Source organism: Parafrankia soli, assembly GCF_001854695.1.
Taxonomy (GTDB): domain Bacteria; phylum Actinomycetota; class Actinomycetes; order Frankiales; family Frankiaceae; genus Parafrankia; species Parafrankia soli.
On the sequence record NZ_MAXA01000246.1, the window covers coordinates 122,040 to 148,268 of the forward strand.

A 26,229-nucleotide genomic window follows, 5' to 3' on the forward strand; every position below is an offset into this window, starting at 1 on the left:
GGCGAAACAAGAAGGGCGCGCCCCACCGCGGCCCCCCGGCGGAAACCAGGGGACCACCGGTGGGACACGCCCTGCCTGCTGCTACCGGCGTCCGGTCTACTTCTCGATGATCGCCAGGACGTCCCGAGCGGAGAGCACCAGGTACTCCTCGCCGGCGTACTTGACCTCGGTGCCGCCGTACTTGCTGTAGAGCACCACGTCGCCGACCTTGACGTCGAGCGGGACGCGCTTGCCGTCCTCGAACCGACCCGGGCCGACGGCAAGGACGGTGCCCTCCTGGGGCTTCTCCTTGGCGGTGTCCGGGATCACGATGCCGGACGCGGTGGTCGTCTCGGCGTCCGAGGGCTGGACGACGATCCGGTCCTCGAGCGGCTTGATTGCAACCTTGGTGGCGGTCGTCACGATCGACCTCCCCCTTCCTTCGCTGGATGAGAGAGCGACCCTGGCGGCCTGCCGTCGCGGGTGAACAGGCGCCTGTCGCTGGCACTCTCAAGTGCCGAGTGCCAACCTAGCACCCGCACCACACACGTCAACCAAGAAGGTCGGATCTGTCAAGACGGTTCGACGCACGCTCGAACTGCCAGGCATGCGCGGATCCGGCAATAAGCCCATCCGGGGGGTCCGGGAGCGGCGGGTCGCCGGCGRCACTCGTGGACTCCTCGACGCCGAGGTGCAGGAGGACCACCACGAGGCCCGTGGACGGCCCACGGCCGAGATAGATCTCGGCATCCCGCCCGCGCACCGCCGCTCGAGCCCATCGCTCCAGCTCCGCGGCCTGGCCGGGGGCCGCCTTCGCCTCCCACATCCACGTGACCGTCATCGCGGCCCGACCCGCCCGGTCAGCAGCCCGGCTCGGCGCGGCCGGCACCGGGCCCGCCGGTGATGTCGGTGATGTCGGTGGCGCCGGCGACACCCGCGCCGTCACAACCGGTGGTGGCACTCTGCAGCGTGACCTCGGCCGTGGCGCACGCGGCGGCACCCCTGGTCGGATCCATCGCGACCAGGTGTGCCGCGACGAGCCGCGCCAGCCCGGTGAAGACCTCCCGGTCCGCGGGCGCCAGCGGCGCCAGGACGTGGTCGTCGACGGCGCGCAGCTGCCGCCGCACCCGCTCGTGCTCCTGGATTCCCCGCTCGGTGGCGATGATCATTCGCGCCCGGCGGTCCGCCGGGTCCGGCCGGCGCTCGACCAGGCCGGCGCGCTCCATCTCGTCGACCAGCCGGACCATCACGGTCCGGTCGATGGAGAAACGGCGGGCGACCTCGATCTGGTTGTGAGCCGTTCCTCCGACCGCGGCGTCCAGCACGTAGAAACCCTTGAGACCACCGGGCAGGCCACCGACGGCGCTCGCGGACGCGGCCAGGTACCCGTGCTGGATCTGACCGACGATCCAGCACAGGTCGTCGCGGACCTCGTCGGGCAGTTCGAGCTCCGCGTCGGCGGCGACGGACGGACAGCCGGAGGCAGACGGGCCAGCGGCGGCCGACGGCTCATCCTGTCGCTCCGCCGCCGGGGAGGCGGGCCGGAGCACGACGGAGGCCGGCATCGGCGACGCGCCCGAGGACCGCTCCACCCGAACACAGTACCCCGATCATCATGAACTAATCTGCGGAACAGATAGGTGTTGACAGAGATTATTGTTCGGTACGATCATCTGTACGCACACCAAAATCACCGGAGTCGACGGGGAGTCGACGGGACGCACACGGCGCCAGCGCCGGATCGGGCCGGATCGGCACCCTCCCTTCCCCGGCGCGCGCCGAGACCGGCACCCGCCTCCCGATCGTGATCAAGGAGAGCTCCGATGCCCCACCTGCTGCACATCGACTCCAGCCTCGCCCCGGAGGGCTCCGTCTCCCGCGGGGTCGCCGAGGCCTACGCCGAGTCCTGGCGCAAGCACCACCCGGACGGGACGCTGACCCACCGCGACCTGGCCACCAGCCCGCCGCCGCACCTGAACTGGGCGCTGGTGTCCGGCGGCCAGACACCCCCCGAGCAGCGCACACCCGAGCAGGCCGAGGCCGTGAAGATCCGCGAGGAGTACCTCGAGGAGGTCGAGAGCGCCGACGAGTACGTGATCTCGGTGCCGATGTACAACTACGCCTACCCGTCGACGATCAAGGCCTGGCTGGACCAGGTCATCGTCATGGGCCGCACGGCCGGCGGGACGGCCGGCGACGGCGTGCTGGCGGGCAGGAAGGTCACCGTCATCACCGCGCAGGGGGGCTCCTACGCCCCCGGCGCCCCCAAGGAGGGCTGGGACCACCAGGTCCCCTACCTGCGCCACGCCTTCGAGGCACTCGGCGCAGACAACATCGAGTTCATCACCGTCGTGATGACGCTGTCGAAGGTGAACCCGGCGCTCGCCGCGTTCACCGACGTGTTCGAGGCCTCCCGGACGGCCGCGGAGCAGGCGGCCCGCGACCGCGCCGCCGCCTGAGCGCCGCCCGGCCCGGGACCCGTGGCGGGTCCCGGGCCGGCGAAGGCGGTCAGAAGGTGGTCAGCGGACGAAGGCCGTCAGCGGACGGAGACGGTCGCGGGTGGAGACGTCGGCGGGTGGAGACGTCGGAGAGCGGAAACGGTCAGAGTCAGAGGGCGAGCGTGGAGGACGCGGGAAGGTCCAGCGGCGAGGGCTCGACGCCGGCCTCGACCCGCAGCGACCCGAGCGCCGCGACCATCGCGCCGTTGTCGGTGCACAGCCCCGGCCGCGGGATCCGCAGCGTGATGCCCGCCGCCTCGCAGCGCAGCGCGGCGAGCGCGCGCAGCCGGCTGTTGGCCGCGACACCGCCCCCGACCACCAGGGTGTCCACGCCGTGCGCCCGGCAGGCCGCGACCGCCTTCGCGGTGAGCACGTCCGCCACGGCCTCCTGGAACGACGCCGCGACATCCGCGACCGGCACGGGCTCGCCGGCCCGCCGCCGGGCCTCCACCCAGCGGGCGACCGCGGTCTTGAGCCCGGAGAAGGAGAAGTCGAACGTGCCGTCCCCCGCCTTGGCACGCGGGAACGGGATGTGCGGGCTGCCCTCGCGGGCCGCCGCGTCGATCGGCGGGCCACCCGGGAACGGCATGCCGAGCAACCGGGCGACCTTGTCGTAGGCCTCCCCCGCGGCGTCGTCCACCGTGGCCCCCAGCGACTCGACCGGCTCGGCCGCGAGATCGGGGACCAGCAGCAACGAGCTGTGCCCACCGGAGACCAGCAGCGCCACCGCCGGGCGCGGCAGCGGGCCGTGCTCAAGCGTGTCAACGGCGACATGCGCGGCGAGATGGTGCACCCCGTGCAGCGGGACGCCCAGCGCCAGCGCGTACGCCTTCGCCGCGGCGACCCCGACCAACAGCGCGCCGGCCAGCCCCGGGCCGGACGTCACCGCGACGGCGTCGACGTCCCGGGGGTGCAGGCCGGCGCGGTCCAACGCCAGCTCGATCGTCGGGACCATCGCCTCCAGGTGCGCCCGCGCGGCGATCTCGGGCACCACGCCGCCGTACCGGGCGTGCTCGTCGACCGAGGAGGCGAGCGCGTCGGCGAGCAACTCGCCGCCACGGACGAGGCCGACGCCGGTCTCGTCGCACGAGGTCTCGATGCCCAGCACCAGCGGTCGGGCCGGTGTCCTCATGTCCAACCCCCCGCCGCGGCGCCGGCAGCCCTCACGACGGTGCCGAGGGCCCTCACGAGGCGGCCCTGGCGTCCCGCAGGACGGCCGCCTCGACCCGGTCCAGCAGCGTCCCGTAACCAACGGTGTCGATCGGCCGCACGCGCATCACGTAGGCGTCGCCGCCCGACGGCTGGTAGTAGCCGCGACGGACGCCGAGATCGACGAACCCGAGCCGGGTGTAGAGGGCCCGCGCCGGCCGGTTGTCGGTGCGCACCTCGAGCCCGCAGCTGCGGGCGCCACGCCGCCGCGCCTCCCGGAGCTGGGCGATCATCAGCCGCGATCCGAGGTGACGCCCGCGCATGGCCGGGACGACCCCGATCGTCTGGATGTAGGACTCGTCGCCCTGCAGCGCCAGCCCGGCGTAGCCGACGATCGAGCCGCCCGCGACCGCTACCAGGTAGTGCCGGTTGTCGCCCTGCGCGAGCTCCGACCAGAAGAGCTCGGCCGACCAGGGGTCCACGTCGAAGACCTGCCGCTCCAGGGTCGCGATCTCGCCCAGGTGCCACCAGCGCATCGGCACGAGGTCGACGTCGCCCGCGCTCGGCGTCGGGTCCACGGCAGCGGCGCTCATACCGGCATCGTCCCGGCCGACGCTGCTCCGGCCGACGCTGTTCCGGTGGCGGCCGTGGCCGACCGCACCGGCTCCGGGCGCGAGGCGGTGACGGCTTTGGGGCCCCGGGGCTCGGCGGCGTCGGGCCGCCGCAGGTAGCGGGGGGTGAGCGGCCCGGGATCACGCCCGGCCACGATGTCCGCGGCGACGAGGCGGGCGAGCACCTCCGGCGCCGGATACTCCGGCTCGGCTCCACTCAACCCACCCGAACCACTCTGGGCGCCCGAACCACCCTGGGCGTCCGAGCCGCTCTGCTCGCCCGAACCGGTCAGCTCGCCCGGACCGCCGGCGGGCGGGGTGCCGAAGCCGGCGAACGCGTCCGGGTACAGACCGGCCCCGGGCCCTGTCACCCGTTCGACGCCGGCGGCGCGCAGATCCGCGGCGACGGTCGCCGGGGCTCCCACACCGGGCTCACCGACACGCGTTCCGTCCTGGTAGCGGGCCCAGAACACCTCACGGCGCCGTGCGTCGGTGATGACGCCGACCGGGCCGGTCGTCGCGGCCCCGATGCCGTCCAGGGAGCAGACGCCGTAGGCCGGGACGCCGAGCGCGGCGGCGAACGCGGCCCCGGTGACCATGCCCACCCGCAGGCTGGTGAACGGGCCCGGGCCGGCCCCGACGACGACGGCGCGCACCTCGGGCGGGCGGACGCCGGCCGCGGCGAGCACGTCGCGCATCATCGGCGCCAGCAGCTCACCGTGGCGGCGGGCGTCCCAGACCACCCGGGAGGCACGGACCAACGGCCCGGCGGGCGGCGCGCCGAGCTCGACCAGCGCGACCGCGCAGGCCGCCGTCGAGGTGTCGAGCGCCAGGACGAGCACCCGTCCAGCCTACGGACCCCCGCTGTCGGGCCCGCACCCGGCGCGCGGCACCGGGTGCGGGGGACTGATCGATCCGTATGCCGAGCATCCGCCCAGGCGATTGGGCAGCGCAGTTGCGCGGGCCTCCGGAAGGAGTCCCGGACCCCCGACTCCGAGAAAATCCACAGAAAACTCGCCGGGACGGCGTCCCGACGGTGAACGCTCCCGCGAGCGCATCAACGACAAGAGAATTCACCGTATGCCCGGGAGGAATATCGGGCCGGAAAGGCAGCAGGGCGAAAGAAGTGCGTTCCTCGACATCGGCGGCCGGTAACAAGAGGTAACACGAGCGCCGGGCCACACCCCCCGGACCGCCGGGCCGAGCCGCCAAAAAATCACAACAGAAGAACTACCGGAACCACGCGGGCCGACCGGAGCGGGCCGGACCGGCGGACCCGGACCCGACCCGCGCGACCACCAACGCCGCCCAGAAAAACAACGGGAACCAAACGCATCGAGTGGCGCGGTGGCCGGGCGGGCCGGCGTCGAGTGGCCCCGCGGGCCGGTCGGGGGCCGTCATCGGTGGTGCGGCGTACCGGGCGGGCCCGTCAGGGCGTCCGTCAGGGCGTGGCGGTCGCCGGACGGCGGCCGGACGCGTCAGACCGGTCCCGACATGTACGCCGGGACCGGTCCGGGAGAAAACGCTAGTGGGTCAGCCGGCCGGCGCCGCCGGAGCGGAGCCTGATCCGGGGGTCGACGCCGCCCGCCGGCGCGCCGGCGCGAGCCAGCACCGGCCCGGCGCCGAGGCCGCCCGCACCGCGCGTCGCGATCCCGCCTGGACCAGCGGCTCCGTGGCGGCGCGGGGGCGAGGCGGGCACGGGGGCCGGGGGAACCGGGCCGGCGGCGGGCGCCTGCGCACCGGAGCCCGTCGGCGGGAAGGCCGGCCGTAGGGGGGTCCAGCCGGTGTAGCCGAGCATCCGCAGCGCCGAGGCGGTGAGCTTCTGCGCGACCTGCTCGACCGACCAGCCGAGGGTGTCGAGCAGGTCGACGATCACCCGCTCGTCGAAGACCGAGGCCCACAACAGCACCGCGTACTCGGGCTCCTGAGGCGGCAGCACGCCGTTGTCCACCAGGCCGAGCACGACCGGCGCGAGCACCTGGTGCAGCTTGGAGACGAGGTCGTCACGGGCCTGCAGCCGGGCGAGGTACCCCTGGGCGGAGCGCACGTGCACCGCCGCCCGCCCCCACCGCGCGGCCGAGCGGACCCACACCTCGCAGACGACCTCGAAGTTGCCCAGGTGGTCCTCACCGACCGCCAGGGCGCGGATGTCGGTTACCAGTACGTCGATGAGCTGGAGGTAGTACACGTCGAGGGCGTCGTGGACGTCGACGAAGTGGCGGTACGCGGTCGCCGTCGAGACGCCCGCCTCCGCGGCGAGGTCGACGAGGCTGAAGCGGCGCCCGTTGCGGGCGAGGAGCCGGCCCACGGCGTCGAGCAGATCACGCCGGCTCGCGAGGAAGTCGCTGCGTGTACGGCGGGACCGGGTCGACCGCTCCACCGGAGCGTCCACAAGGTCGGCAGCGGTGCTGCTGCGCACTCGCCCCCCTCTCCCGGCCACAACGGGCCATCCCGGTTCTCCGCGGCCCTTACATGAAGCAGTCAGGCCGCTACATGCATGAACTTCGCGCCTACGCCGCCAATATAGCGGAACAACTCATCAACTACGGAACGTTGACTATTTGTCCTCAAGCGCTACTTGCCACGACACGCCCACCCGAGACGCGGTATAGGAACGGGGTCGGGGGCGAACATTAACACTGGGACATCTGACCTTAACATGATCTAGGTCGCCCGCTGCTATGCGACGGCTCACGTCCGACCGCCAACGCCATTCCGGAACGGCAGCGAAAATTCACCGCCGGTGAGCCCCCGTGTTCCTGGAATCACTTCACCGGGTTACCCGAACATGCCCACCCGAATAGGTGCTAGGACGGCGCGGAGTCCGGCGGCCTGCCTGGCCGTCCCGGGAATTCCACCGACGGGGGCTGGTTCCCGCGCCACGGGCGCCCGCCGCACCGAGACGGTTCCCGCCCTCAGGACATCGCGGCATCGCGGCCGGCACGGGTCCGGGCGCGGGTAGCGCGTCGTGCGTGCCACGATCCCGGCGGCACGCCCGGCCACCACCAACAGGCCGGCACCAACAGGTCGACGCGATCCGCCCGAGCTCGACAGCACCCGACCCGCCGCCCGGCCCGGTAAGAGGCCGGCACGCACCGGCGGACGCCGACGGGCCGGGTGCACCGATGGCACGACTCGGCTAACGCGCCGCGGGCCCCTGCGGGTGCGGTGTGCGGTCCGGAGTGGCCAGCGCGGTCAGCCGGGCGGCCCAGTCGGCCCCCGCGGGCCGCAGCCGCACCCGCCGCACATCGCCGGTCTCGTCGCCGGACGGACGGCTGATCTCCACCCGCAGATGGGCCGCGGCCATCTGCTCCACCAGCCCGGAACCCCACTCGACCGCGCACACCGACCGCCCGAGATCGGCGTCCAGATCGAGATCGTCGACCTCGGCGGCGCCACCGAGCCGGTAGGCGTCCACGTGGACCAGCGGCAGGCGGCCGTCGGTGTGCACCCGGGCGAGGACGAACGTCGGCGACGTCACCGGAGAGCACACCCCGAGGCCGGCCGCGAGCCCCTGGACGAAAACGGTCTTGCCGGCGCCCAGCGGGCCGTCCAGGATGATCAGGTCACCGGCGCGCAGCAGCGGCGCGAGGCGCGCGCCGAGCGCACGCATCTGGTCGGGATCCTCGACCGCGATCTCGGGGACGGCGGGCGTGGTCATCGGTGCGTATCCGTCCTCGTCCGTGGTTCTTCGTATGTCGCCGGCGCGCCGTCGTCACCCGGCCCGCCGTCGGGCGCCGCGGAGCCGGGTCCGACACCGGCGCGGTACCGGGTCGGTGTCGCGTACCGCTCCCCGCGGGCCCGCCGTCACGGCCCGACGGGGTCGGGCGCCCGCAGCGGTGCCCGGCGCGGCGGGCGGACCCGTTCGACCAGGTCGCGGATGGCGGCGTTCACCGCGGCCGGTCGTTCCAGCATGACCGCGTGCCCCGCGCCCTCCTCGACCCGCAGCTCGGCGTCGGGCAGCAGCTCGGCGAGGGTCAGGCTGTGCGCGAGCGGCGTCATGAGGTCACCGTCCCCGACCAGCAGGATGGTGGGAGAGCCGCGGAGGTTGACGGCGGCGTCCAGCTTGTCATGGTCGAGCAGGGTGGACATGAAGGAGGCCATGACGGTGATCGGCGTGTCCCCCACCATCGTCTCCAGGAACGAGACAACGGACGGGGGCACATCGGTCGAGCCGAAACCGATCCGCCGGGTGATCTCCCAGGAGAAGTCGCTGCCCCGCCGGCGGGCGCGCTCGAACAGCGACGGGGCGCTGCGCATGCCGATCGCGAGCCCGGGTAACACCCGGCGCACGCCGCCCGTGATCAGTGCTGGTAGGCCGAAGGTCACCCGGGGGAGATCACCCGCGCTGGTCGAGATGAGCGCCACCCCGATGACGCGGTCACCGAAGAGCTCCGGATGCTCCCCCGCCAGCGCGAGGATCGTCATGCCGCCCATCGAGTGGCCGATCAGGACGATCGGACCTTCGGGGACCCGCTCGGTGAGGACCTGGTAGAGGTCTGCCGCGAGCTGGTCGATCGTGCAGTTCGCCGCCTCGGACGGGCCGGAGCGGCCGTGCGCGCGCTGGTCGTAGAAGACCATCGGACCCAGGTCGCGCAGGGCGCGGTACTGGAACACCCACGAGTCGCTGTTCACACAGAAGCCGTGCACGAAGACCAGCGTCGGCGCGGCGGAGCCCGCTCCGGATCGGGGCGGGGGGTCCTGCGCGGTCTCCTCCACATACAGCGGGACACCGTCCGCCACGGCGACCACCATGTCGGCCCGGCCGCCGATCGGGCCGACCCGTTCCCGGTCCGGCAGGTCGGGTACGGCCCGGTGGCGCCGCACGGCCCGGCGCTCGGCGATCAGGCCGGCCGCGATCGCGGCTCCGACCAGGCCCACCGTGCCACCACGGCGCGCGGCCCGGGAGCCCGCGGCGGATCCCGTTGCCCGGGCCACCGCCCGCGCCGCGCCGGCGGTCGCGGTCAGGGCGCCGGCAGCCCCCGCCGAGCCGACCGAAAGGGCGGCACGGGCAGCGCCAGCCGAGCGGACCGAACCGCCGGTGGAACCACGATCGGTTGGGGCGCCTGCCACCGTCTGCCCACCTTCCGGCCATAGAACGCACGACACTCCGATGATGCCCGATGGTGCCCGATGCCCGAAAGCGATGTCATGAGCAGACCCGGGAGTACACGTCTCGGCGCAGGCGGATACCCGACAGGGGATCACAGAGATCCACCGGGTCCGCTCCGCGATCCTCCGCTAGCGTGGACCTGGTCGAGCCGTGTGGTTGCGACCAGGGGAGGCGTCGTGAAACTGCGGTGGCGGAAGAGCAATCTGACCACGTCGCCCACGTATGGCGGCGCTGTCGATCTCGACGAGGATCTCGACGAGATCGATGACGACCTCGCCGAGGCCGGTGCCCAGCCGGCCGCTCCCGCCCAGAGCGGGCCGGTGATGCTGACACTGACCACGCGCGACGAGATCGAGAAGGCCGCCGAGCGCGCGGCGAACCCGCAGCCGGTCCGCCGCCGGATGGAACGCGGCATGTTCGGGGGCGCCACAGCCGGCCACGAGCACGGCGGCGGCGCGTGCGGCACCGGCGGCTGCCGCTGACCAGACGTCCCGGCCGATCAGGCGTATCCGGCGGTCAGATGTAGACGCGCGGTACCCGCGGGCCGATCCGGGTGACGATCTCGTAGTTGATGGTGCCGAGCGCGCGCGCCCAGTCGTCCGCGGTCGGCTCGCCCCGGTCGCCGGGGCCGAAGAGGATCACCTCGTCGCCTACGCGCACCGGGTCGGCACCGACATCCACGACGAACTGGTCCATGCAGACGGTGCCGGCGATGCGCCGCCGGCGCCCGCCCACGAGCACCTCGGCCGTGTTCGTGGCCGAGCGGGGGATGCCGTCGGCGTAGCCGAGCGGGACGACGGCGAGGCCGGTCTCCGCCGACGTCCGGTAGCGGTGCGCGTAGGACACTCCGGTGCCCGCCGGCACCCGCTTCACCAGCGCGGTGCTGGCGCGCAGCGTCATCGCGGGCCGCAGCCCGAACGCGGACGGCGGCCCGACCTCGGGCCCCGGCGACAGCCCGTACACCGACACGCCCGGCCGGACCATGTCGAAGTGCGCCTCCGGGCTGACCAGCGTCGCGGCCGAGTTCGCGAGGTGGCGCACCTGCGGGCGCAGCCCGGCCTTGCGGGCGACGTCCACCGCGTCGCCGAACCGGCTGATCTGCGCCTGGACGGTCGGGTGGCCGGGCGCGTCGGCGAAGGCGAAGTGGCTCCACACGCCCACGACCTCGATGAGCCCGTCCGCCTCGAGCGCCGCGGCGCTGTCGCACAGGCCGGGCCAGTCCTCGCCGGTGGCCCCGGCCCGCCCGAGGCCGGTGTCGATCTTGAGGTGCACCCGGGCGGCCCGGCCGGCGGTGCGGGCAGCGGCGGCGAGGTCGTCGAGCGCCCAGCCGGCGGACGCGGAGAGGTCGACATCCGCCGCGATGCCCGCGGCGAGGCGCTCACCCGGCGCCGCCAGCCAGGAGAGCACCGGGACGGTGATCCCGGCGGCCCGCAGCGCCAGCGCCTCCTCCAGGAAGGCCGTCCCGAGCCAGCTCGCGCCGGCGTCCAGGGCGGCCCGGGCGCAGGGCAGCATTCCGTGCCCGTACCCGTCCGCCTTGACCACGGCCATGGTCGCGGCGGCGCCGGCGCGGGCGACCAGGGCCGCGACCGAGTCGCGCACGGCGTCGAGCTCGATGGCCGCGTAGGCACGCGGCGGGTGCGATGGGGGCTGCGGGCTCACCCCTCGACGCTAGCAAGCAGGTCCTCGACGACCCCGGGCAGGAGCGCGGGCAGGTCTGCGGCGGCGAGCGGCACGGGCCCGCGCTCCCCCGCCCGGCCATGCAGGAACGCGCCCACGGCGGCCGCGTACGGCGCCGGCAGGCCCGCGGCCAGCAGGGAACCGGCGAGTCCGGTGAGAACGTCACCGGATCCGGCCGTTCCCAGCCATGGCGTCCCGGTGAGGTTGACGAGGGCCTCCCCGCCGGGGGCGGCGATGATCGTCCGGTTGCCCTTCAGCAGGACGACGGCGCCGAGGTCCCGCGCCGCCTGGCGGACGGTGCCGAGACGGTCGGCCCGCAGGCGCTCAGATGTGCCGGCCTGGTCCCAGCCGAGTGCCGTGCCGGTCAGCCGGATGAACTCGCCCTCGTGCGGGGTCAGGACGACGGCGCCCGCGCGGTCCCGCAGCACCGCCGGGCGGGCGGCGACGGCGGACGCGAGCGCGTCCAACGCGCCGGCGTCCACTAGCAGGCCGCTCTCGGTCTGCTCGAGCAGCGCGTCGACGAGGCGCCGGGTGGCCTCGTCCGGTACGAGGCCGGGGCCGATCGCCCACGCCTGGACCCGGCCCACCCCGAGCATCGCCTCCGCGTCCCCCGCCTCGATCACCGTCAGCACGGATTCCGGGTGGGCCCGGCGGACGTAATCGGCGGCGCCGGCCTCGGCGACCACCCGCAGGTAGCCCGCGCCGCCGCGCAGCGCGCCGCCGACCGCCAGCACCGCGGCTCCCGGGTACCGGTCGCTGCCGCCGACGAGCCCGAGCACGCCGCGGGAGTACTTCGAGTCGGCCGCGACCGGGACGGGCAACAGCCGGGCCACGTCGACGTCCTGCAGGGCTCGTAGGTCGGGCTCGGGCAGGGTCAGCCCGATGTCGACCAGCTCGACCCGCCCGGCGTGGACAGCTCCGGGTCCGACCAGCAGGCCACGCTTGTACGTGCCGAAGGTGACGGTGCCGGCCGCCCGCACGGCCCCCTCCGCCACCGCGCCGGTGTCCGCGTCGACCCCGCTGGGCACGTCCACGGCCACCGTCCGCCGGGCCGGCGCGAGCGTGGTGAGCCGGGCGTACGGCTCGCGCAGCTCGCCGCGGCCGCCGATGCCGAGCAGCCCGTCCAGGACGAGGTCGGCGGAGTCGAGGAGGTCGGCGGCCGCGGCGGCGCCCATCCCCTCCGGTGCGGGCGGGTCGACCGGGCCGGTGCGGTGCAGCCGCCCGCCGGCCGCGAGGAGGGCGGCCGTGCCCTCGGGATGGGTCCGGCCGGGAGCGAGGGCGTGGACACGGGCGCCGCGGGCGGCCAGCCGGGCACCGGCCCACAGCGCGTCACCGCCGTTGTCGCCGGAACCGGCGAGGACGACGATCCGGGCGCCGTACACCCGGTCGACGCGGCGGACCGCGTGCGAGACGAGACCGGACACGGCGCGCTGCATGAGCCCGCCGGAGGGCAGGGACGCGAGCAGGGGCGCCTCGGCGTCCCGTACCTCGGCAACAGTGTGTGCTTCGAGCATGCGGTCATGCTCCCGCCGGGAGTGCCCCCGGTCGCGCAGATCGACCCCAGGCGCGGCGCGATGCCGGACGGCCCCGCGCCGCGCGTACCGCGGCGGCCCGTCGGTCAGACGGCTCCGTGCTGGCGGCCGTGCCAGGCCACCGTGGCCTCCCAGAGCACGTCCGCCACGACCTCGTTCTCGTCGGCGGCGTCGAGGAGCGTCTCGACCAGCTCCGCCCGCGGGACGCGGCTCAGGAACACCCTGATCGCCGCGTGCACGGGATCGTCGGCGAAGAGGTCTTCGGTGTGGCCGTCCTCCTCGTCGTCGTCCTCCGCCATCCCGGCCGAGCCCGTGGCGACCAGCGCCACCGCCACGGCATGGCGGCAGAAGACCCCGCCCGAGCTGTCGGAGCAGGTGCACGTGGAGCCGGGACCATCGTCGCCAGCCTCCAGGCGGACCTGCTGGTGCCCGTCGTCGTCGACGGTTCCCGACGCGTTGGTCGGCCGGATCCGCAGCTGCTCCACCCGGCCGAGCAAAGCGAGGCTGACGCCCTCCATGAAGACGGCAGTGCCCGCGCGCTGGGCACACGCGCGCTCCTCGAAGGCGGCCTCGAGGGGGGTGACCGCCCCCTCACCGTGCCCGTCGCCCTCCGACGCCGAAATGATCATTCACCAATCCTACGGAACGACGGGACTGGTCTGCCCGCTAGGTGGAGAGGAAGGGTAGCCATCCGCTCCATCGCGATATATCGTGAACGTACGCGAAGCAACGCGACTCACTTGCTAAGGAGATCACAATGAGTTCACACGCCATGCCGGGATGGGATGCCCGCTGGGACACCTGGGGCCGGTACCTACCGTTCGACCCCACCCGGCTCCTGGATCCCGCCCGACTTCTGGCACTCGCCGAGGCGGCCCGAGGCTCGTGCCGGCCGGGCGAGCACAGCCACGTGCACGGCGAGCACCGCGGCCATGCGCACGGCGAGCACCGCAGCCACATGCACGGTGACCACGGGCCCGGCGAACACGGTGGCGACCACGGCCCCGGCCCGCGCGGGCGCGGTGGGCGCGGTGGGCGGGGCGGCCGGCCGGGCGGGCCCTTCGGRCCGGGCGGGTTCGGGCCGGGCGGCTGGCCGTTCGGCCGCGGCTTCCCGCCGGGGCCCGGTTTCGGGCGCGGGGCACGGGTCGCCCGCGGCGACGTCCGCGAGGCACTGCTCGCGTTGCTCGCCGAGGAGCCGATGCACGGCTACCAGATGATCGGCGAGCTGGCCTCCCGCAGCGGCGGGGTCTGGCGGCCGAGTCCCGGCTCCGTCTACCCCGTGCTGTCGCTGCTCGCCGACGAGGGGCTGGTCCGCGCCGAGGAGCGCGACGGGCGCCGCGTCTTCCACCTCACCGACGCGGGCCGCGCCCACGTGGAGGCCCGCGCCGGAACGGCCAAGCCGTGGGAGACCGCGGCGGCGAGCGCGGACGACGAGACAACCGCGCTGCGGACGCTGGCCTTCGGGGTCGGCGCGGCGGTCGTCCAGGTCGCGCAGGCCGGCGACGCCGACCAGATCGCCGCGGCCCGGGACCTCCTCACCGAGACCCGGCGCGGCCTGTACCGCATCCTCGCCGGCGACCTGACGGATTCACCGGCGGCCGGCCCGGCCGAGGACGGCGGCGCAGGCTCCGGGCCCGCCGGCACGGCCGGTGCCACCGATCCTGGCCCGGCCGGTGGCGGCGCGAGCGCACCCGGCGGACAGCCGAAGGACCTGGGCTGACGCCAGACGGGGGCGTGCCGGCCACCACGCCGGCGCGCCCCTCCGCCGCGGTGCCGAGGCGACACACCTGACGGCCCTCGGCCCGGGCCGCGCTGGTGCTACTCGACCGTGACGGACTTGGCCAGGTTGCGCGGCTGGTCGACGTCCAGCCCGCGCGCGAGCGCGAGCTCGCAGGCGAAGACCTGCAGCGGCAGGGTCGTGACCAGCGGCGCGAACAGCGATGACGTGGCGGGAACCCGGATCAGGTGGTCCGCGTAGGGCTCGACGGCGGTGTCGCCCTCCTCCGCGATCACGATCGTGCGGGCGCCGCGGGCACGGACCTCCTGGATGTTGGAGACGATCTTCCCGTGCAGGCTCGCCCGCCCGCGCGGCGACGGCACGACCACGACCACCGGTAGGCCGGGCTCGATCAGCGCGATCGGGCCGTGCTTCAGCTCCCCGGCCGGGAAGCCCTCGGCGTGCATGTAGGCCAGTTCCTTCAGCTTCAGCGCGCCCTCCAGTGCCACCGGGTAGCCGACGTGGCGGCCGAGGAACAGCACCGCCTTGGCGTCGACCAGGCCGCGGGCGAGCTCCCGCACCGGCTCGACGGTGGCGAGCGTGCGCCGGACGAGCTCCGGGACGCGCTGTAGCCGGTCCACGTAGGCGGCGACCTCGTCGCCGTAGAGGACGCCCCGGGTCTGCGCCAGGAACAGGCCGACGAGCAGGCAGGCCGCCACCTGCCCGAGGAACGTCTTCGTCGCCGCCACGCCCACCTCGGGACCACACCGGGTGTACAGAACGGCGTCCGACTCGCGCGGGATCGTCGAGCCGTTCGTGTTGCAGATCGCCAGCACGCGGGCCTTCTGCTCACGGGCGTGCTTGACCGCCATCAGGGTGTCGAGCGTCTCGCCGCTCTGGCTGATCGCGACGACCAGCGTCGAGCGGTCCAGCACCGGGTCGCGGTAGCGGAACTCCGAGGCCATCTCGACCTCGCAGGGCAGCCGCGTCCAGTGCTCGATCGCGTACTTGGCGATCAGGCCGGCATGGTAGGCCGTCCCGCAGGCCACGATGAAGACCTTGTCGATGTCGCGGAAGTCCTGGTCGGAGAGGCGCTCCTCGTCCAGGACGATGGTGCCCTCCGCGGAGAGCCGCCCGCGCAGCGTGTCGGCGAGCGCCGTGGGCTGCTCGCTGATCTCCTTCAGCATGAAGTAGGGGTAGCCGCCCTTCTCGGCGGCGCTCGCGTCCCAGTCGACGTGGTAGCGGCGCCCCTCGACGACGGCGCCGGCGAAGTCGTAGACGGTCACACCGTCGCGCCGGGCCTCGACGAGCTGGTCCTGGCCGATCTCGAGCGCCTCACGGGTGTGCGCGATGAACGCGGAGACGTCGCTGGCCAGGAAGGCCTCGCCCACGCCGAGGCCGACGACGAGCGGGCTGTTGCGCCGCGCGCCCACGACGACCTCGGGATGGTCCCGGTGCAGGACGACAAGCGTGAACGCGCCCTCCAGCCGGCGGCACACGATGCGCAACGCCTCGCTGAGCGGGTGCGGGAGCGCCGACCCCGCCGCACCCCCCGCCGGGCGGGAGCCGGGATCGCGGGCCATCTCGATCTCGAGCAKGTGGGCGACGACCTCGGTGTCGGTCTCGCTGGCCAGCTCGTGACCGGCGGCCTCCAGCTCGGCGCGCAGCTCCGCGAAGTTCTCGATGATGCCGTTGTGGATCACCGCGACGGTGCCGGTGCAGTCGGTGTGCGGGTGGGCGTTGACGTCGGTCGGGCCGCCGTGCGTCGCCCAGCGGGTGTGCCCCATCCCGGTTGTGCCGGGCATGGGGTCGTTGTCCTCGCCGAGGATCTTCTCCAGGTTCGCCAGCCGCCCGGCGCGGCGCGCGGTTCTCAGCGCACCCGCGCCGACGACGGCGACACCCGCGGAGTCGTAGCCGCGGTACTCCAGCCGACGCAGCCCGCTCAGCGCGACGTCCAAGGCTGATTGATCACCGACGTAACCAATGATCCCGCACATGTTGCTCAGCGTACGCAGTCCGGTCCGAGCGCCAGGCACGGACCACTCGGTTGCCGGAGATGTCCCGTCGGCGTCGGCCGAATCCACCGGCACGTGCCCGACGCTCCCCGCCCGCGGAAATCGGGCCCGCGGAACGGGCCCGCGGGTGACGGGTGCGAACGCGGGTTCAGCGCAGGGCGCGTTGGTCAGCGCAGGGCGCGCTGCACGACGTCGGCGAGCCGGCCGGCGACGTCCCGGGCGAGCTCGTCCGTCGGTGCCTCGACCATCACGCGCACCAGCGGCTCGGTGCCGGACGGCCGCAGCAGCACCCGGCCGGCCCCGGCCAGCTCCGCCTCGGCGTCGGCCACCGCGGCGCGCAGCTCGTCGGAGGTCTCCGCCCGCGCCCGGTCGACACCGCGGACGTTCACCAGGACCTGTGGCAGCCGGGTCATCGCCTTCGCCAGCTCGTGCAGCGGCTGGCTGGTCTCCGCCATCCGGCCGAGGATCTGCAGGGCGGTGAGCAGCCCGTCGCCAGTGCCGGCATGGCGGAGGAAGACCACGTGCCCGCTCTGCTCGCCGCCGAGCGAGTAGGCGCCGGAGCGCATGGCCTCCAGGACGTAGCGGTCCCCGACCGGGGTGGTGACGACGTCGATGCCGGCGTCACGCATGGCGTGGTGGAACCCGAGATTCGACATCACGGTGACGACCACGGTGCCGCGCTCGAGCTCGCCGCGCTCGGCGAGCGCCAGCGCGCACAGCGCGAGGATCTGGTCGCCGTCGACGATCTCCCCGGCGGAGTCCACGGCCAGGCACCGGTCGGCGTCGCCGTCGTGGGCGATGCCGGCGTCGGCGCCGTGCGCCACGACGGCGTCGCGCAGGCTGTCGAGGTGGGTCGCCCCGGAACGGTCGTTGATGCGCAGCCCGTCGCCGTCGGCGTGCAGCGCGATCACGTCGGCGCCGGCGGCGCGCAGGACCCGCGGGGCGAGATCGGAGGCGGCGCCCTGGGCGCAGTCCACGACGACCCGCAGGCCACGCAGGCCCCCGGGGCCGCCGGGCAGGGTCGCGAGCAGGTGGTCGACGTACCCGTCGACGAGCGTGCTGTCGTCGCGGACCCGCCCGACCGCGGCCGCCACCGGGCGGCGTGCCGCCGGGCCGGCGATGCGGCGCTCGATGGCGTCCTCGACGTCGTCCGGCAGCTTCAGCCCGCCCGCGGCGAAGAGCTTGATCCCGTTGTCGGGCATCGGGTTGTGGCTCGCGGAGAGCATGACGCCCAGGTCGGCGCCGGTCGCGGCGACCACGTAGGACACGGCGGGGGTCGGCACGACCCCGATCCGGGTGACGTCCGCGCCCGCGCGGGCCAGACCGGCGACGACCGCGGCTTCGAGGAACTCACCGGACGGGCGGGTGTCCCGCCCCACGACGACGAGCGGCCGGTGGTCGATGCCGTGGGCGGACCGCGCGACGGGCACGCCGTCCACCGGACCGGGCGGTGGCGTGCCGCGGTCCGCGACCTCCTCCACCGCGGCGGACGCCAGCGCGAGCGCCAGCTCCGCCGTCAGGTCGGCGTTCGCGACACCGCGGACGCCGTCGGTGCCGAAAAGCCTCGCCACTGAGGCCTCCCAAGGGATCGGAGCAGCACCGCCACGCGCCACCGGCACGCCGCGCGGACATCGGAACGAGACCACTGGATGGAACGAAACCACCGCGCGCCTGTGAGCCCGGCAGGACGTGCCTGCCGGGCTCGACCACCGCACGCAGTGGGCAGCGGGTCAGCGCTTGCTGTACTGAGGCGCCTTACGGGCCTTCTTCAGGCCGTACTTCTTCCGCTCCTTCACCCGTGCGTCCCGGGTGAGGAAGCCCGCCTTCTTCAGGGTGGGGCGCGCCTCCTCGTCGACGACGATCAACGCCCGGGCGATGGCCAGGCGCAGCGCGCCAGCCTGACCCGAGACGCCGCCGCCGTGCAGACGGGCCACCACGTCGTAGGACTCGGCCCGCTCCAGGGTCTTCAGCGGCTCGTTCACGAGCTGCTGATGCACTTTGTTGGGGAAGTACTCCTCGAGCTTGCGCCCGTTGAGGTTCCAGTTGCCGGTGCCCGGGATCAGACGCACCCGGACGACCGCCTCCTTGCGCCGCCCGGTAGCACGGGGGTTGCCCTGGGCGTCGGTCACGACAGCCACGTCGCGTTCCTTCCTTGTTTGTAACCAGATCGCTCGAGGCCACCCGAAACGGCCCGATCGGTCATGTCGGGCCGTTAGTCGGACGGACGCTGAACGCCGCCCGCGTTATTCGGGATGCCCATCGAGCCGCGACTACTGCGCGACCTGCTTGATCTCGTACGGGACGGGCTGCTGCGCCTGGTGCGGGTGAGTCGGACCCGCGTACACCTTCAGCTTGCTGCCCTGCGCGCGGCCGAGCCGGTTGTGAGGCAGCATCCCACGGATCGCCCGCTCGAGAATCACGTGGGGACGCGTGTCGAGCAGCTCGCCGTAGGACGTGCTGCGCAGACCGCCCGGGAAGCCCGAGTGCCGGTGGTACTTGGCCTGCTCGCGCTTGTTACCGGTCATGGCGACCTTGCCGGCGTTGATGATCACCACGAAGTCGCCCGTGTCGATGTGCGGGGCGAAGTACGGCTTGTTCTTGCCGCGCAGGAGCTGGGCCGCCTGGCTGGCCAGCCGACCGAGCACGACGTCGGTGGCATCGATGATGTGCCACGCGCGCTGTACGTCCGCGGGCTTGGGCTGGTACGTGCGCACAGGTCTGCCTTCTCGTTCGGACGAACTCGCGGGGAGCCTCGTCGGTGTCGCTAGCGAGGTGCCCTGCAAGGCGAGGTGCGTTGCAAGGCGAGGTGTGCCAGATGCATTGCCAAGAGTCGCGTTACCAGAAGTTTGGGCGCGGTCCCCCAGCACGCGGGGCTTGAGCCCACGGAAGTCGTTGAGTCCCGGGGCTGTATGACCGCAGCAGTCTTTGAGGTTACCAGGCGATCGGCGGAGCAGGACCGACGGCTCCCGGCCGCGGGGCGGACGCCCGTTGAGATCACCCCGAACACCCGGGGTTATCCCGCCGTCCACAGGCGTCATATGCGCGGTTCGGACCGTTGACCCGCCCCTTCGGGGGCCGCGGCGGGCGACCGAACAGCCCCGACAGGCCCATATGACTAGTTCCGATATTCTTTCGCCCACCGGCCGGGCGCGGCGGCTTCCCACGGGAGCCGCGCCGCCCTCCGCCGGCCGAGCGCCGCGCGGAGCTGGGAACAGGCAGCAGGCGGCAGGCCGTCGGGGGGATGAGCGAGGAGGAGCGCATGCCACCCGAACCCGGCAGCGGCGGACCGCCCACCGGCGCGACCGGGCCGCACGGCGGCCCATCGCCCCACGACGACCTCCAGTGGGCCCTGGATCCACTCGCCGCCGCCGCGCCCCCCTGGTACGGGGCGCCGGGCGGTCTCCCCGGCCCGGTGGACGCCGCCCCTGGCGAGCCCACGCCGCAGTGGGGCGGTCCGACCCCGTCCCATCCGGACGAGAGCCCGGTGGACGCCGACTCGGCGGGCATGGGGTCGGCGGACGCCGGGGGCTGGACCACGCCGGCACCAGATGCCGGGGACTGGGACGCCCCGGACACGGGCGGCTGGACGCCACCGGTCGAGGACCCGCTCTTCGGCCCGATGCCCACCTACGCGACCGGCGCCTATCCCCTCGCCAGCCGCGCGCCGGGCGGCTATCCGACCGGCGGGCATCCCATCGGCGGACACCCCGCCGACGAGCTGCCCACCGACAGAACGCCGCCGTTCGGGCAACCGTTCACCGGCGCGCCCACCGCCGATACGGCGGCGGGCGGCACCGTCCCGAGCGGCACCGTCCCGAGCGGCGCGGTCCGGGAGAACGCTGACACGGCCGGCGGCATCGGCGGCGCGGCCGGGCCGGCGGGTGGCCCGTCGACCGGTCCCCGAACGGACGGCTACTCCTTTCAGGTCCGGACCGCCACGAGTCCGCTTCCCGTCCTCACGAGGCCGGCGGAGCCCGGGGCCGCGGGAACGCCCGCCGCCGACCCGGCTCAGCGCGATGCGCGCCTCGGCGCGCCAGGTGAACGCACCGACGGCCGCGGCGACGCCCGCCGGGCGGACCTGCCGGGTGGGCCCAGGCTCGGCCCCGCGCACGACGATCCCTATCCCGAGGACGAACCCGTCCCCGGGCGGTTCGCCGCCTTCCAGGCGAGACRCTTCCAGCTGCCGGAGGAGGGCGACTCACCGGCGCCGGGCTGGCGGCGGGCCATCCGCTCACGGGGTGTCCTCGCGGTGGCCGTCGGCCTCGTCCTCGTCGTACTCGCCGCGGGCGCGGTGATCACAGTGCTGCGCGGCGGCGACGGTGGATCCACCGCGGCCGGTGCCAGGCCGAGTCCCCCGACGGTCGACCCGAACTTCATCAACAGCGCGCGGTCCGACTCCACCCCGGTGCGGCCGAACGAGTTCTTCGCCGACGAGCGGGTCACCATCCAGGGACACAACTACACCCGCATCGCCAGCAGCCTCGTCTCAGGATGTCCGGAGCTGAGCGGGGAGCTCGTCACCACGCTCAAGGGCGCTGTGTGCCGCCAACTTGTCCGTGCCCTGTATGTCAGCTCTCCGGTCGCCGGTCAGCCGCAGGTGCTCGCCGGCCTCTCGGTCTTCGTCGTTGACGAGCAGGCGACCGCGACGGCGGCGGCGAAGATCGCGGCGGAGGGCCGGGGCGGGGTGGCGGCGCCGCCGATCCCGGCGGGCTCCATCCAGAACCCGCGGGTCCTCGGCCCGGGCGGGGACAACTCCTGGCGCGCCGCGATCGCTCGCGGGCACTACATGATCCTCACCCAGCTCGCCTACGTGGACGGAAGCCAGGGCTCGGCCAACGACCCGGCCCTCCGGAACGTGATCACGGATCTCGGACTGATCGCCACCGAACCGATCGCCCAGCGCATGATCGTCGGCGGGACCGGCACCGCCCCGAGCCCGACTTCCAGCACCCGCTGACCAGACCTTTCAGCCCGACGACCGGGTCAGCCACGCGAAAGACACGCACGCCTCCGGCCGTCCGGCCGGAGGCGCTGCTGGCCGGACGGCCGAAGCGACCGTCTGGCGGACCGTCGCCAGACGCTAGCCGGACGGCGTCGTCGGCACGCGGACCGCGCGGGTCACCTGGGCCCGCGCGGCGAGGGCGGCGTCCGGCGGGTAGCGGACCTCCACCAGGGTCAGCCCGTGGGCCGGGAGCACGGTCACCGCGGGATCTCGCATGCCCCGGCCCAGGACGGCGGCCACCCACTCCGGCCGGCGCCGGCCCTCCCCCACCGCCACCAGCGCGCCGACCAGGGCACGCACCATGGAGTGGCAGAACGCGTCCGCCTCGACGTCGGCGAGGATGACGTCGCGGGAGCGGGAGACGTCCAGGCGCAGCAGGGTGCGGACGGTCGTGGCGCCCTCGCGCCGCCGGCAGAAGGCGGCGAAGTCATGCTCGCCGAGCAGCAGCAGCGCCGCCTCGGCCATCGCCGGGACGTCCAGCGGCCGCGGCGACACCAGGGTGTCGAAACGGCGTAGCGGGTCCGCCCCGTACGGGGCGTCGGTGATCCGGTAGACGTATCTGCGGGACAGCGCGGAGAAGCGGGCGTCAAACCCGTCCGGGGCGGGCGCGAGGCCCTTCACCCGGACGGCGCGGTCGAGCACGCCGTTCAGCCTGCGGGCGAGCCCACCGACCGGCGTGTCGTCTGGGATGTCGACGTGGGCCACCTGGCCGGCGGCGTGCACGCCGGAGTCGGTGCGCCCGGCGACGGTGAGCCGGACGGCCGGCAGCCGCGCGACCCGCATCAGCGCGTCCTCGACGTCACCCTGGACCGTCCGCTGGCCGGGCTGGCGGGCCCAGCCGGCGAAGGCCGTGCCGTCGTAGGCGAGGTCCAGGCGCAGCCGGATCAGTCCCTCGGCCGGTCTCATGAGCGCGCGTCCCTCGTGTCGAAGCTGCGCCGGCCGATCAACCCGGCGCACGGCCTTCCCGAAGCCACCCTGGCTCCCATGGCCGACCTGGTTCCCGGAGCCGGCCTGACCTCCGGGGTCGGTCTGGCTTCCAGGGCCGGTCTGGCTTCCAGGGCCGGTGGGGATCCCGGGGTCGCCGTCCCCCGGTTCCGGCGCCTCACCGGTGGCCTGCGGCCCCATCGCGCTCTCCCACACCACGACACGGTCGTCACGGGTCACTCCGGCCCGGACCGCCGTGAGCGACACGACGCCCGGCGGGACGCCACAGGGCAGGAGCCCGCCGCCCATGATGGGCGACGGGCTCCTGCCCGGACCAGAGATCGACACGAGCGGTCGGACCGTGCGGCGGCCGACCGACATGGTCAGCTCTCCGGCTTGGTGTCCTTGGCCTCGGTCGTCGCCGCGTCGTCCGCGGCGCCGGCCTCGGCGGTGGGCTGCTCCGCCTGGGCCTCGGCCGCCACCGCGGCGGCGGTCGGCGACTCGTTCTTGAGGTCGTCGGCGGCCTCCGCCGTCGCCCCGGTCGGAGCCTTGCGGGCCGCGAACCGGGTGCCGCGGGCACGCTCGGCCTCGGAGACGGCCGTCTGTGCGACGGTCAGCGCCTCGACCAGCTCGATGCGGGCCATCGGCGCCGCGTCGCCCCGGCGCGGGCCGAGCTTCACGATCCGTGTGTAGCCGCCGGGACGGTCGGCGTAGCGCGGGCCGATCTCGGTGAAGAGCGTGTGGACGACCGAGTTGTTCCGGACGACCCGCATGACCCGGCGCCGCGCGTGCAGGTCACCTCGCTTCGCGTGGGTGACCAGGCGCTCGGCGTAGGGGCGCAGCCGGCGCGCCTTGGCCTCGGTGGTCGTGATGCCGCCGTGCTCGAACAGCGCGGTGGCGAGGTTGGCCAGCAGCAGCCGCTCATGTGCGGGGCTGCCGCCGAGCCGGGCGCCCTTGGTTGGCGTGGGCATGATGGGTGCTCCTCGTTCCTTTCGCTGCTCTCCAGGCGCCGCCGGGAAGCACGGCTAGGCCCCCGGTGGACGTGTGCCCCGGCGCCCGGCTGGAACCGGGCGCCCGGGGACACGGTCAGATCAGTACTGTTCGGTCTCGACGAACTCGCGACCGTCGTCGGACGGGTCGGAGAACGACGGGTTGTACGTGTCGGTGCCGTACGTGTCGACGGCCTGGCGCGGGTCGAACCCGGGCGGGGAGTCCTTGAGCTGCAGGCCCATGGCACCCAGCTTGGTCTTGACCTCGTCGATCGACTTCTGCCCGAAGTTGCGGATGTCGAGCAGGTCCGCCTCGCTGCGGGACACCAGCTCACCGATGGTGTGGATGCCCTCGCGCTTGAGGCAGTTGTACGAGCGGACGGTCAGGTCCATCTCCTCGATCGGCAGCGCCAGGTCGGCGGCCAGGGCGGCGTCCGCCGCGGACGGGCCGATGTCGACGCCCTCCGCCTCGGCGTTGAGCTCCTGGGCCAGCCCGAACAGGCCGACGAGGGTCTTGCCGGCGCTGGCCATCGCGTCCCGCGGGGAGATCGACTGCTTCGTCTCCACGTCGACGATGAGCCGGTCGAAGTCCGTGCGCTGCTCCACACGGGTCGCCTCGACCTTGTAGGTGACCTTCAGCACCGGGGAGTAGATGGAGTCGATCGGAATGCGACCGATCTCCTGGCCCGGCTGCTTGTTCTGGGCGGCACTGACGTAGCCACGGCCCCGCTCGACGGTCAGCTCGATCTCGAGCTTGCCCTTGTCGTTGAGGGTGGCCAGGTGCAGGTCGGGGTTGTGCACCTCGACGCCGGCCGGGGGGGCGATGTCGGCCGCGGTGACCTCACCGGGGCCCTGCTTGCGCAGGTACATCACGGTCGGCTCGTCGTTGTCGGAGCTGACGACCAGTTCCTTGAGGTTCAGGATCAGGTCGGTCACGTCCTCCTTGACCCCGGGAACGGTGGAGAACTCGTGGAGGACGCCGTCCACCCGGATGCTCGTCACGGCCGCGCCCGGGATGGAGGACAGCAGGGTGCGGCGCAGCGAGTTGCCGAGGGTGTAGCCGAAGCCCGGCTCGAGCGGCTCGATCACGAAGCGCGACCGGAACTCGGAGATCGGGTCCTCGGCGAGCGAGGGACGCTGAGCGATCAGCATGAGAGAACTTCCTTCCGAACACGGCGACCGCCATATGACGCCGTGGATGCCCCTGAAGAGGAGCCGGCACGGGGGCATCGGTCCGCCCCCGCACCACACAACAGTACGCCCGGGCCTCCGCGGCCCACCGTGATCCCCTTGGATCCCCGTGCGCCGCCACCATGCCCGGGCCCCGGGCCGAGCGGGAATGATCCGTGGCCCGGTCGCCGCCCGGCCCCGGCACGAGACCGGGGGCCGACGCGGACCCGGCGCCGGCACGAGACCGGCGCCGGACGGCGGCGACTACTTCGAGTAGAGCTCGACGATCAGCTGCTCCTGCACCTGGGTGTCGATCACCTGGCGCGCGGGCAGCGAGTGGACGAGCAGGCGCATCTGGCTGGGGATGGCCTCGATCCACGGCGGGACGGTGCGGCCGGTCCCCGCGGTCTCGCGGGCCACGATGAACGGGGTGAGCTCGCGCGACTTCGGCGCGATCTCCACGATGTCGTTCTCGGTGACCCGGTAGCTCGGGATGTCGACCTTGCGGCCGTTGACCTGCACGTGACCGTGCCGGACGGCCTGGCGGGCGGCGTCACGGGACGGCGCGAAGCCACCCCGGTAGACCACGTTGTCCAGGCGCGACTCGAGGATCTTCAGCAGCTCGTCACCGGTCTTGCCGGCGCGGCGGTTCGCCTCGTCGTAGTAGCCCCGGAACTGCTTCTCCAGAATGCCGTAGATGCGCGCGCACTTCTGCTTCTCGCGCTTCTGCAGCAGGTACTCGGAGTCCTTCGTGCGGCCACGGCCGTGCTCGCCCGGCGGGTACGGCCGGATCTCGATCGGGCACTTCGGGGTCTCGCACTTGCTGCCCTTGAGGAACAGCTTCGTCTTCTCGCGGCGGCAACGCTTGCAGTCCGCGCCGGTGTAACGGGCCATGCTTGTCCTTCTCTCTCGTATCCCTGGCGCGGACTTCAGACCCGGCGACGCTTCGGCGGGCGGCAGCCGTTGTGCGGGGTGGGGGTGACGTCCTGGATCGCCCCGACCTCCAGGCCGGCGGCCTGCAGCGAGCGGATCGCCGTCTCCCGGCCGGAGCCGGGACCCTTCACGAAGACGTCGACCTTGCGCATCCCGTGCTCCTGCGCCTTGYGGGCCGCGTTCTCGGCGGCCATCTGCGCGGCGAACGGGGTCGACTTGCGGGAGCCCTTGAAGCCGACGTGGCCGGCTGACGCCCACGAGATCACGTTCCCGCTGGGGTCCGTGATCGAGACGATCGTGTTGTTGAACGTGCTCTTGATGTGAGCGTGCCCGTGGGCGACGTTCTTCTTTTCTTTCCGCCGGACCTTCTTGACGCCGGCGGCGCGTGTCTTGGGAGGCATAACCCGTGGTCTCCGTCTACGAGGTCGTCGATCAGCGGTCGTGGAGCCCGGGCACCGAGGCCCGGGAGTGACCGGTGACTACTTCTTGCCGGCCTTCTTCTTCCCGGCGATGGCGCGGCGCGGGCCCTTGCGGGTACGCGCGTTGGTGTGCGTGCGCTGGCCGTGGACGGGAAGGTTGCGGCGGTGACGGAGACCCTGGTAGCAGCCGATCTCCATCTTGCGGCGAATGTCCTGCTTGATCTCACGGTTGAGATCGCCCTCGACGCGGTAGTTCGCGTCGATCCACTCCCGAAGCTTCTGGACCTCGTCGTCGGTAAGGTCACGGACCCGGGTGTCCGGGTTGACCCCGGTTGCGGCGAGGGTGTCCCGGGAGCGGCTGCGACCGATCCCGAAGATGTAGGTCAGCGCGATCTCAACCCGCTTCTCGCGGGGAAGGTCGACGCCGGAAAGGCGTGCCATGACGCGGTGGTTCCTTCCTGAACCCGGAGGTCTCGGGCGACACCGCCCCCGCCTCGGCCC

At 73.5% G+C, this 26,229-nt stretch carries 26 protein-coding genes; 4 read left to right on the top strand and 22 right to left on the bottom strand.

Annotated elements, in window-relative coordinates:
• Nucleotides 1–96 precede the first annotated feature (96 nt).
• From groES to BBK14_RS41450, 3 genes are all read right to left on the bottom strand, one after another.
• On the bottom strand, nucleotides 97–402 hold the full coding sequence (gene groES / locus BBK14_RS27415; protein WP_018505084.1) for a co-chaperone GroES: 306 nt from the start codon (nucleotides 400–402) through the stop codon (nucleotides 97–99).
• Nucleotides 403–529: 127 nt separating this feature from the next.
• Nucleotides 530–820: a hypothetical protein gene (locus BBK14_RS27420; RefSeq protein WP_071066178.1), complete on the bottom strand. Its 291-nt coding sequence runs from the start codon at nucleotides 818–820 to the stop codon at nucleotides 530–532.
• A 19-nt stretch (nucleotides 821–839) separates the two neighbouring features.
• The gene (locus tag BBK14_RS41450; RefSeq protein WP_071066118.1) at nucleotides 840–1,571 is read right to left on the bottom strand and encodes a MarR family winged helix-turn-helix transcriptional regulator; all 732 of its coding nucleotides are present in this window, start codon (nucleotides 1,569–1,571) and stop codon (nucleotides 840–842) included.
• 231 nt (nucleotides 1,572–1,802) lie between these two features.
• On the opposite strand from BBK14_RS41450, the gene BBK14_RS27430 reads away from it, so the two are divergent.
• A complete protein-coding gene (locus tag BBK14_RS27430) occupies nucleotides 1,803–2,438 on the top strand; it encodes an FMN-dependent NADH-azoreductase (RefSeq protein WP_071066119.1) in 636 nt (211 codons plus the stop codon).
• A 148-nt stretch (nucleotides 2,439–2,586) separates the two neighbouring features.
• Here the strand turns inward: BBK14_RS27430 and tsaD are convergent, their stop codons facing one another.
• From tsaD to BBK14_RS27460, 6 genes are all read right to left on the bottom strand, one after another.
• The gene (gene tsaD / locus BBK14_RS27435) at nucleotides 2,587–3,609 is read right to left on the bottom strand and encodes a tRNA (adenosine(37)-N6)-threonylcarbamoyltransferase complex transferase subunit TsaD (RefSeq protein ID WP_071066120.1); all 1,023 of its coding nucleotides are present in this window, start codon (nucleotides 3,607–3,609) and stop codon (nucleotides 2,587–2,589) included.
• A 52-nt stretch (nucleotides 3,610–3,661) separates the two neighbouring features.
• A complete protein-coding gene (gene rimI / locus BBK14_RS27440) occupies nucleotides 3,662–4,219 on the bottom strand; it encodes a ribosomal protein S18-alanine N-acetyltransferase (RefSeq protein WP_071066121.1) in 558 nt (185 codons plus the stop codon).
• Nucleotides 4,216–5,079: a tRNA (adenosine(37)-N6)-threonylcarbamoyltransferase complex dimerization subunit type 1 TsaB gene (gene tsaB, locus BBK14_RS27445; RefSeq protein ID WP_071066122.1), complete on the bottom strand. Its 864-nt coding sequence runs from the start codon at nucleotides 5,077–5,079 to the stop codon at nucleotides 4,216–4,218. Before tsaB ends, rimI begins: the two co-directional genes overlap by 4 nt.
• A gap of 683 nt (nucleotides 5,080–5,762) precedes the next feature.
• Nucleotides 5,763–6,656, bottom strand: a complete 894-nt coding sequence (locus tag BBK14_RS27450) for a TetR/AcrR family transcriptional regulator (RefSeq protein WP_071066123.1) — start codon at nucleotides 6,654–6,656, stop codon at nucleotides 5,763–5,765.
• Nucleotides 6,657–7,376: 720 nt separating this feature from the next.
• Nucleotides 7,377–7,898: a tRNA (adenosine(37)-N6)-threonylcarbamoyltransferase complex ATPase subunit type 1 TsaE gene (gene tsaE / locus BBK14_RS27455; RefSeq protein ID WP_071066124.1), complete on the bottom strand. Its 522-nt coding sequence runs from the start codon at nucleotides 7,896–7,898 to the stop codon at nucleotides 7,377–7,379.
• A 146-nt stretch (nucleotides 7,899–8,044) separates the two neighbouring features.
• Nucleotides 8,045–9,310, bottom strand: a complete 1,266-nt coding sequence (locus BBK14_RS27460; RefSeq protein WP_071066125.1) for an alpha/beta fold hydrolase — start codon at nucleotides 9,308–9,310, stop codon at nucleotides 8,045–8,047.
• A 216-nt stretch (nucleotides 9,311–9,526) separates the two neighbouring features.
• Between BBK14_RS27460 and BBK14_RS27465 the strand changes: the two genes are divergently transcribed.
• Nucleotides 9,527–9,832 (top strand): hypothetical protein, encoded by a 306-nt coding sequence (locus BBK14_RS27465; RefSeq protein WP_071066126.1) that lies wholly within the window; start codon nucleotides 9,527–9,529, stop codon nucleotides 9,830–9,832.
• Nucleotides 9,833–9,866: 34 nt separating this feature from the next.
• Here the strand turns inward: BBK14_RS27465 and alr are convergent, their stop codons facing one another.
• The 3 genes from alr to BBK14_RS27480 all read right to left on the bottom strand — a co-directional run bounded on the left by alr (nucleotide 9,867) and on the right by BBK14_RS27480 (nucleotide 13,188).
• On the bottom strand, nucleotides 9,867–11,009 hold the full coding sequence (gene alr, locus BBK14_RS27470) for an alanine racemase (RefSeq protein WP_071066127.1): 1,143 nt from the start codon (nucleotides 11,007–11,009) through the stop codon (nucleotides 9,867–9,869).
• A complete protein-coding gene (locus BBK14_RS27475) occupies nucleotides 11,006–12,541 on the bottom strand; it encodes a bifunctional ADP-dependent NAD(P)H-hydrate dehydratase/NAD(P)H-hydrate epimerase (RefSeq protein WP_071066128.1) in 1,536 nt (511 codons plus the stop codon). The genes alr and BBK14_RS27475 overlap by 4 nt, the downstream gene beginning before the upstream one ends.
• A 104-nt stretch (nucleotides 12,542–12,645) precedes the next feature.
• Nucleotides 12,646–13,188: an SWIM zinc finger family protein gene (locus tag BBK14_RS27480; RefSeq protein ID WP_071066129.1), complete on the bottom strand. Its 543-nt coding sequence runs from the start codon at nucleotides 13,186–13,188 to the stop codon at nucleotides 12,646–12,648.
• Between the two features lie 128 nt (nucleotides 13,189–13,316).
• Between BBK14_RS27480 and BBK14_RS27485 the strand changes: the two genes are divergently transcribed.
• On the top strand, nucleotides 13,317–14,279 hold the full coding sequence (locus BBK14_RS27485) for a PadR family transcriptional regulator (protein WP_071066130.1): 963 nt from the start codon (nucleotides 13,317–13,319) through the stop codon (nucleotides 14,277–14,279).
• 98 nt (nucleotides 14,280–14,377) lie between these two features.
• On the opposite strand, the gene glmS is transcribed toward BBK14_RS27485, so the two are convergent.
• The 4 genes from glmS to rplM form a co-directional block, all read right to left on the bottom strand.
• Nucleotides 14,378–16,273, bottom strand: coding sequence for a glutamine--fructose-6-phosphate transaminase (isomerizing) (gene glmS / locus BBK14_RS27490; RefSeq protein ID WP_071066131.1), 1,896 nt, complete (start codon nucleotides 16,271–16,273; stop codon nucleotides 14,378–14,380).
• Nucleotides 16,274–16,458: 185 nt separating this feature from the next.
• Nucleotides 16,459–17,862, bottom strand: coding sequence for a phosphoglucosamine mutase (gene glmM, locus BBK14_RS27495; RefSeq protein WP_071066132.1), 1,404 nt, complete (start codon nucleotides 17,860–17,862; stop codon nucleotides 16,459–16,461).
• Between the two features lie 159 nt (nucleotides 17,863–18,021).
• Nucleotides 18,022–18,429: a 30S ribosomal protein S9 gene (gene rpsI, locus BBK14_RS27500; protein WP_020463457.1), complete on the bottom strand. Its 408-nt coding sequence runs from the start codon at nucleotides 18,427–18,429 to the stop codon at nucleotides 18,022–18,024.
• A 132-nt stretch (nucleotides 18,430–18,561) separates the two neighbouring features.
• Nucleotides 18,562–19,005, bottom strand: a complete 444-nt coding sequence (gene rplM, locus BBK14_RS27505; RefSeq protein ID WP_071066133.1) for a 50S ribosomal protein L13 — start codon at nucleotides 19,003–19,005, stop codon at nucleotides 18,562–18,564.
• A gap of 545 nt (nucleotides 19,006–19,550) precedes the next feature.
• Here rplM and BBK14_RS27510 point away from each other — a divergent pair.
• Nucleotides 19,551–21,248, top strand: a complete 1,698-nt coding sequence (locus BBK14_RS27510; RefSeq protein WP_071066134.1) for a hypothetical protein — start codon at nucleotides 19,551–19,553, stop codon at nucleotides 21,246–21,248.
• A 123-nt stretch (nucleotides 21,249–21,371) separates the two neighbouring features.
• Here BBK14_RS27510 and truA read toward each other — a convergent pair whose 3' ends face one another.
• From truA to rpsM, 6 genes are all read right to left on the bottom strand, one after another.
• Complete coding sequence (gene truA / locus BBK14_RS27515; RefSeq protein WP_071066179.1) at nucleotides 21,372–22,199, bottom strand: tRNA pseudouridine(38-40) synthase TruA; 828 nt, start codon at nucleotides 22,197–22,199, stop codon at nucleotides 21,372–21,374.
• A 401-nt stretch (nucleotides 22,200–22,600) separates the two neighbouring features.
• On the bottom strand, nucleotides 22,601–23,188 hold the full coding sequence (gene rplQ, locus BBK14_RS41785; protein ID WP_071066135.1) for a 50S ribosomal protein L17: 588 nt from the start codon (nucleotides 23,186–23,188) through the stop codon (nucleotides 22,601–22,603).
• Nucleotides 23,189–23,308: 120 nt separating this feature from the next.
• Entirely contained in the window at nucleotides 23,309–24,358 is a 1,050-nt protein-coding gene (locus BBK14_RS27525) for a DNA-directed RNA polymerase subunit alpha (RefSeq protein ID WP_041254923.1), read from the bottom strand.
• Nucleotides 24,359–24,640: 282 nt separating this feature from the next.
• Nucleotides 24,641–25,270 carry a 30S ribosomal protein S4 gene (gene rpsD, locus BBK14_RS27530; protein ID WP_018638454.1) on the bottom strand — a complete coding sequence of 210 codons (630 nt, stop codon included), beginning with the start codon at nucleotides 25,268–25,270 and terminating at the stop codon, nucleotides 24,641–24,643.
• 35 nt (nucleotides 25,271–25,305) lie between these two features.
• Nucleotides 25,306–25,710 carry a 30S ribosomal protein S11 gene (gene rpsK / locus BBK14_RS27535; protein ID WP_071066136.1) on the bottom strand — a complete coding sequence of 135 codons (405 nt, stop codon included), beginning with the start codon at nucleotides 25,708–25,710 and terminating at the stop codon, nucleotides 25,306–25,308.
• A 78-nt stretch (nucleotides 25,711–25,788) separates the two neighbouring features.
• Nucleotides 25,789–26,169, bottom strand: a complete 381-nt coding sequence (rpsM, locus tag BBK14_RS27540) for a 30S ribosomal protein S13 (protein WP_018505109.1) — start codon at nucleotides 26,167–26,169, stop codon at nucleotides 25,789–25,791.
• Between the last annotated feature and the right edge of the window lie 60 nt (nucleotides 26,170–26,229).

Excerpts from the sequence above, each read along its gene's own strand:
- BBK14_RS27480 (WP_071066129.1), bottom strand. The coding sequence starts at position 13,188 with ATGATCATTTCGGCGTCGGAGGGCGACGGGCACGGTGAGGGGGCGGTC.
- BBK14_RS27525 (WP_041254923.1), bottom strand. The coding sequence starts at position 24,358 with ATGCTGATCGCTCAGCGTCCCTCGCTCGCCGAGGACCCGATCTCCGAG.
- rplQ (WP_071066135.1), bottom strand. The coding sequence starts at position 23,188 with ATGCCCACGCCAACCAAGGGCGCCCGGCTCGGCGGCAGCCCCGCACAT.
- rpsM (WP_018505109.1), bottom strand. The coding sequence starts at position 26,169 with ATGGCACGCCTTTCCGGCGTCGACCTTCCCCGCGAGAAGCGGGTTGAG.
- BBK14_RS27430 (WP_071066119.1), top strand. The coding sequence starts at position 1,803 with ATGCCCCACCTGCTGCACATCGACTCCAGCCTCGCCCCGGAGGGCTCC.
- truA (WP_071066179.1), bottom strand. The coding sequence starts at position 22,199 with ATGAGACCGGCCGAGGGACTGATCCGGCTGCGCCTGGACCTCGCCTAC.
- tsaE (WP_071066124.1), bottom strand. The coding sequence starts at position 7,898 with ATGACCACGCCCGCCGTCCCCGAGATCGCGGTCGAGGATCCCGACCAG.
- tsaD (WP_071066120.1), bottom strand. The coding sequence starts at position 3,609 with ATGAGGACACCGGCCCGACCGCTGGTGCTGGGCATCGAGACCTCGTGC.
- rimI (WP_071066121.1), bottom strand. The coding sequence starts at position 4,219 with ATGAGCGCCGCTGCCGTGGACCCGACGCCGAGCGCGGGCGACGTCGAC.
- BBK14_RS27475 (WP_071066128.1), bottom strand. The coding sequence starts at position 12,541 with ATGCTCGAAGCACACACTGTTGCCGAGGTACGGGACGCCGAGGCGCCC.
- rpsD (WP_018638454.1), bottom strand. The coding sequence starts at position 25,270 with ATGGCCCGTTACACCGGCGCGGACTGCAAGCGTTGCCGCCGCGAGAAG.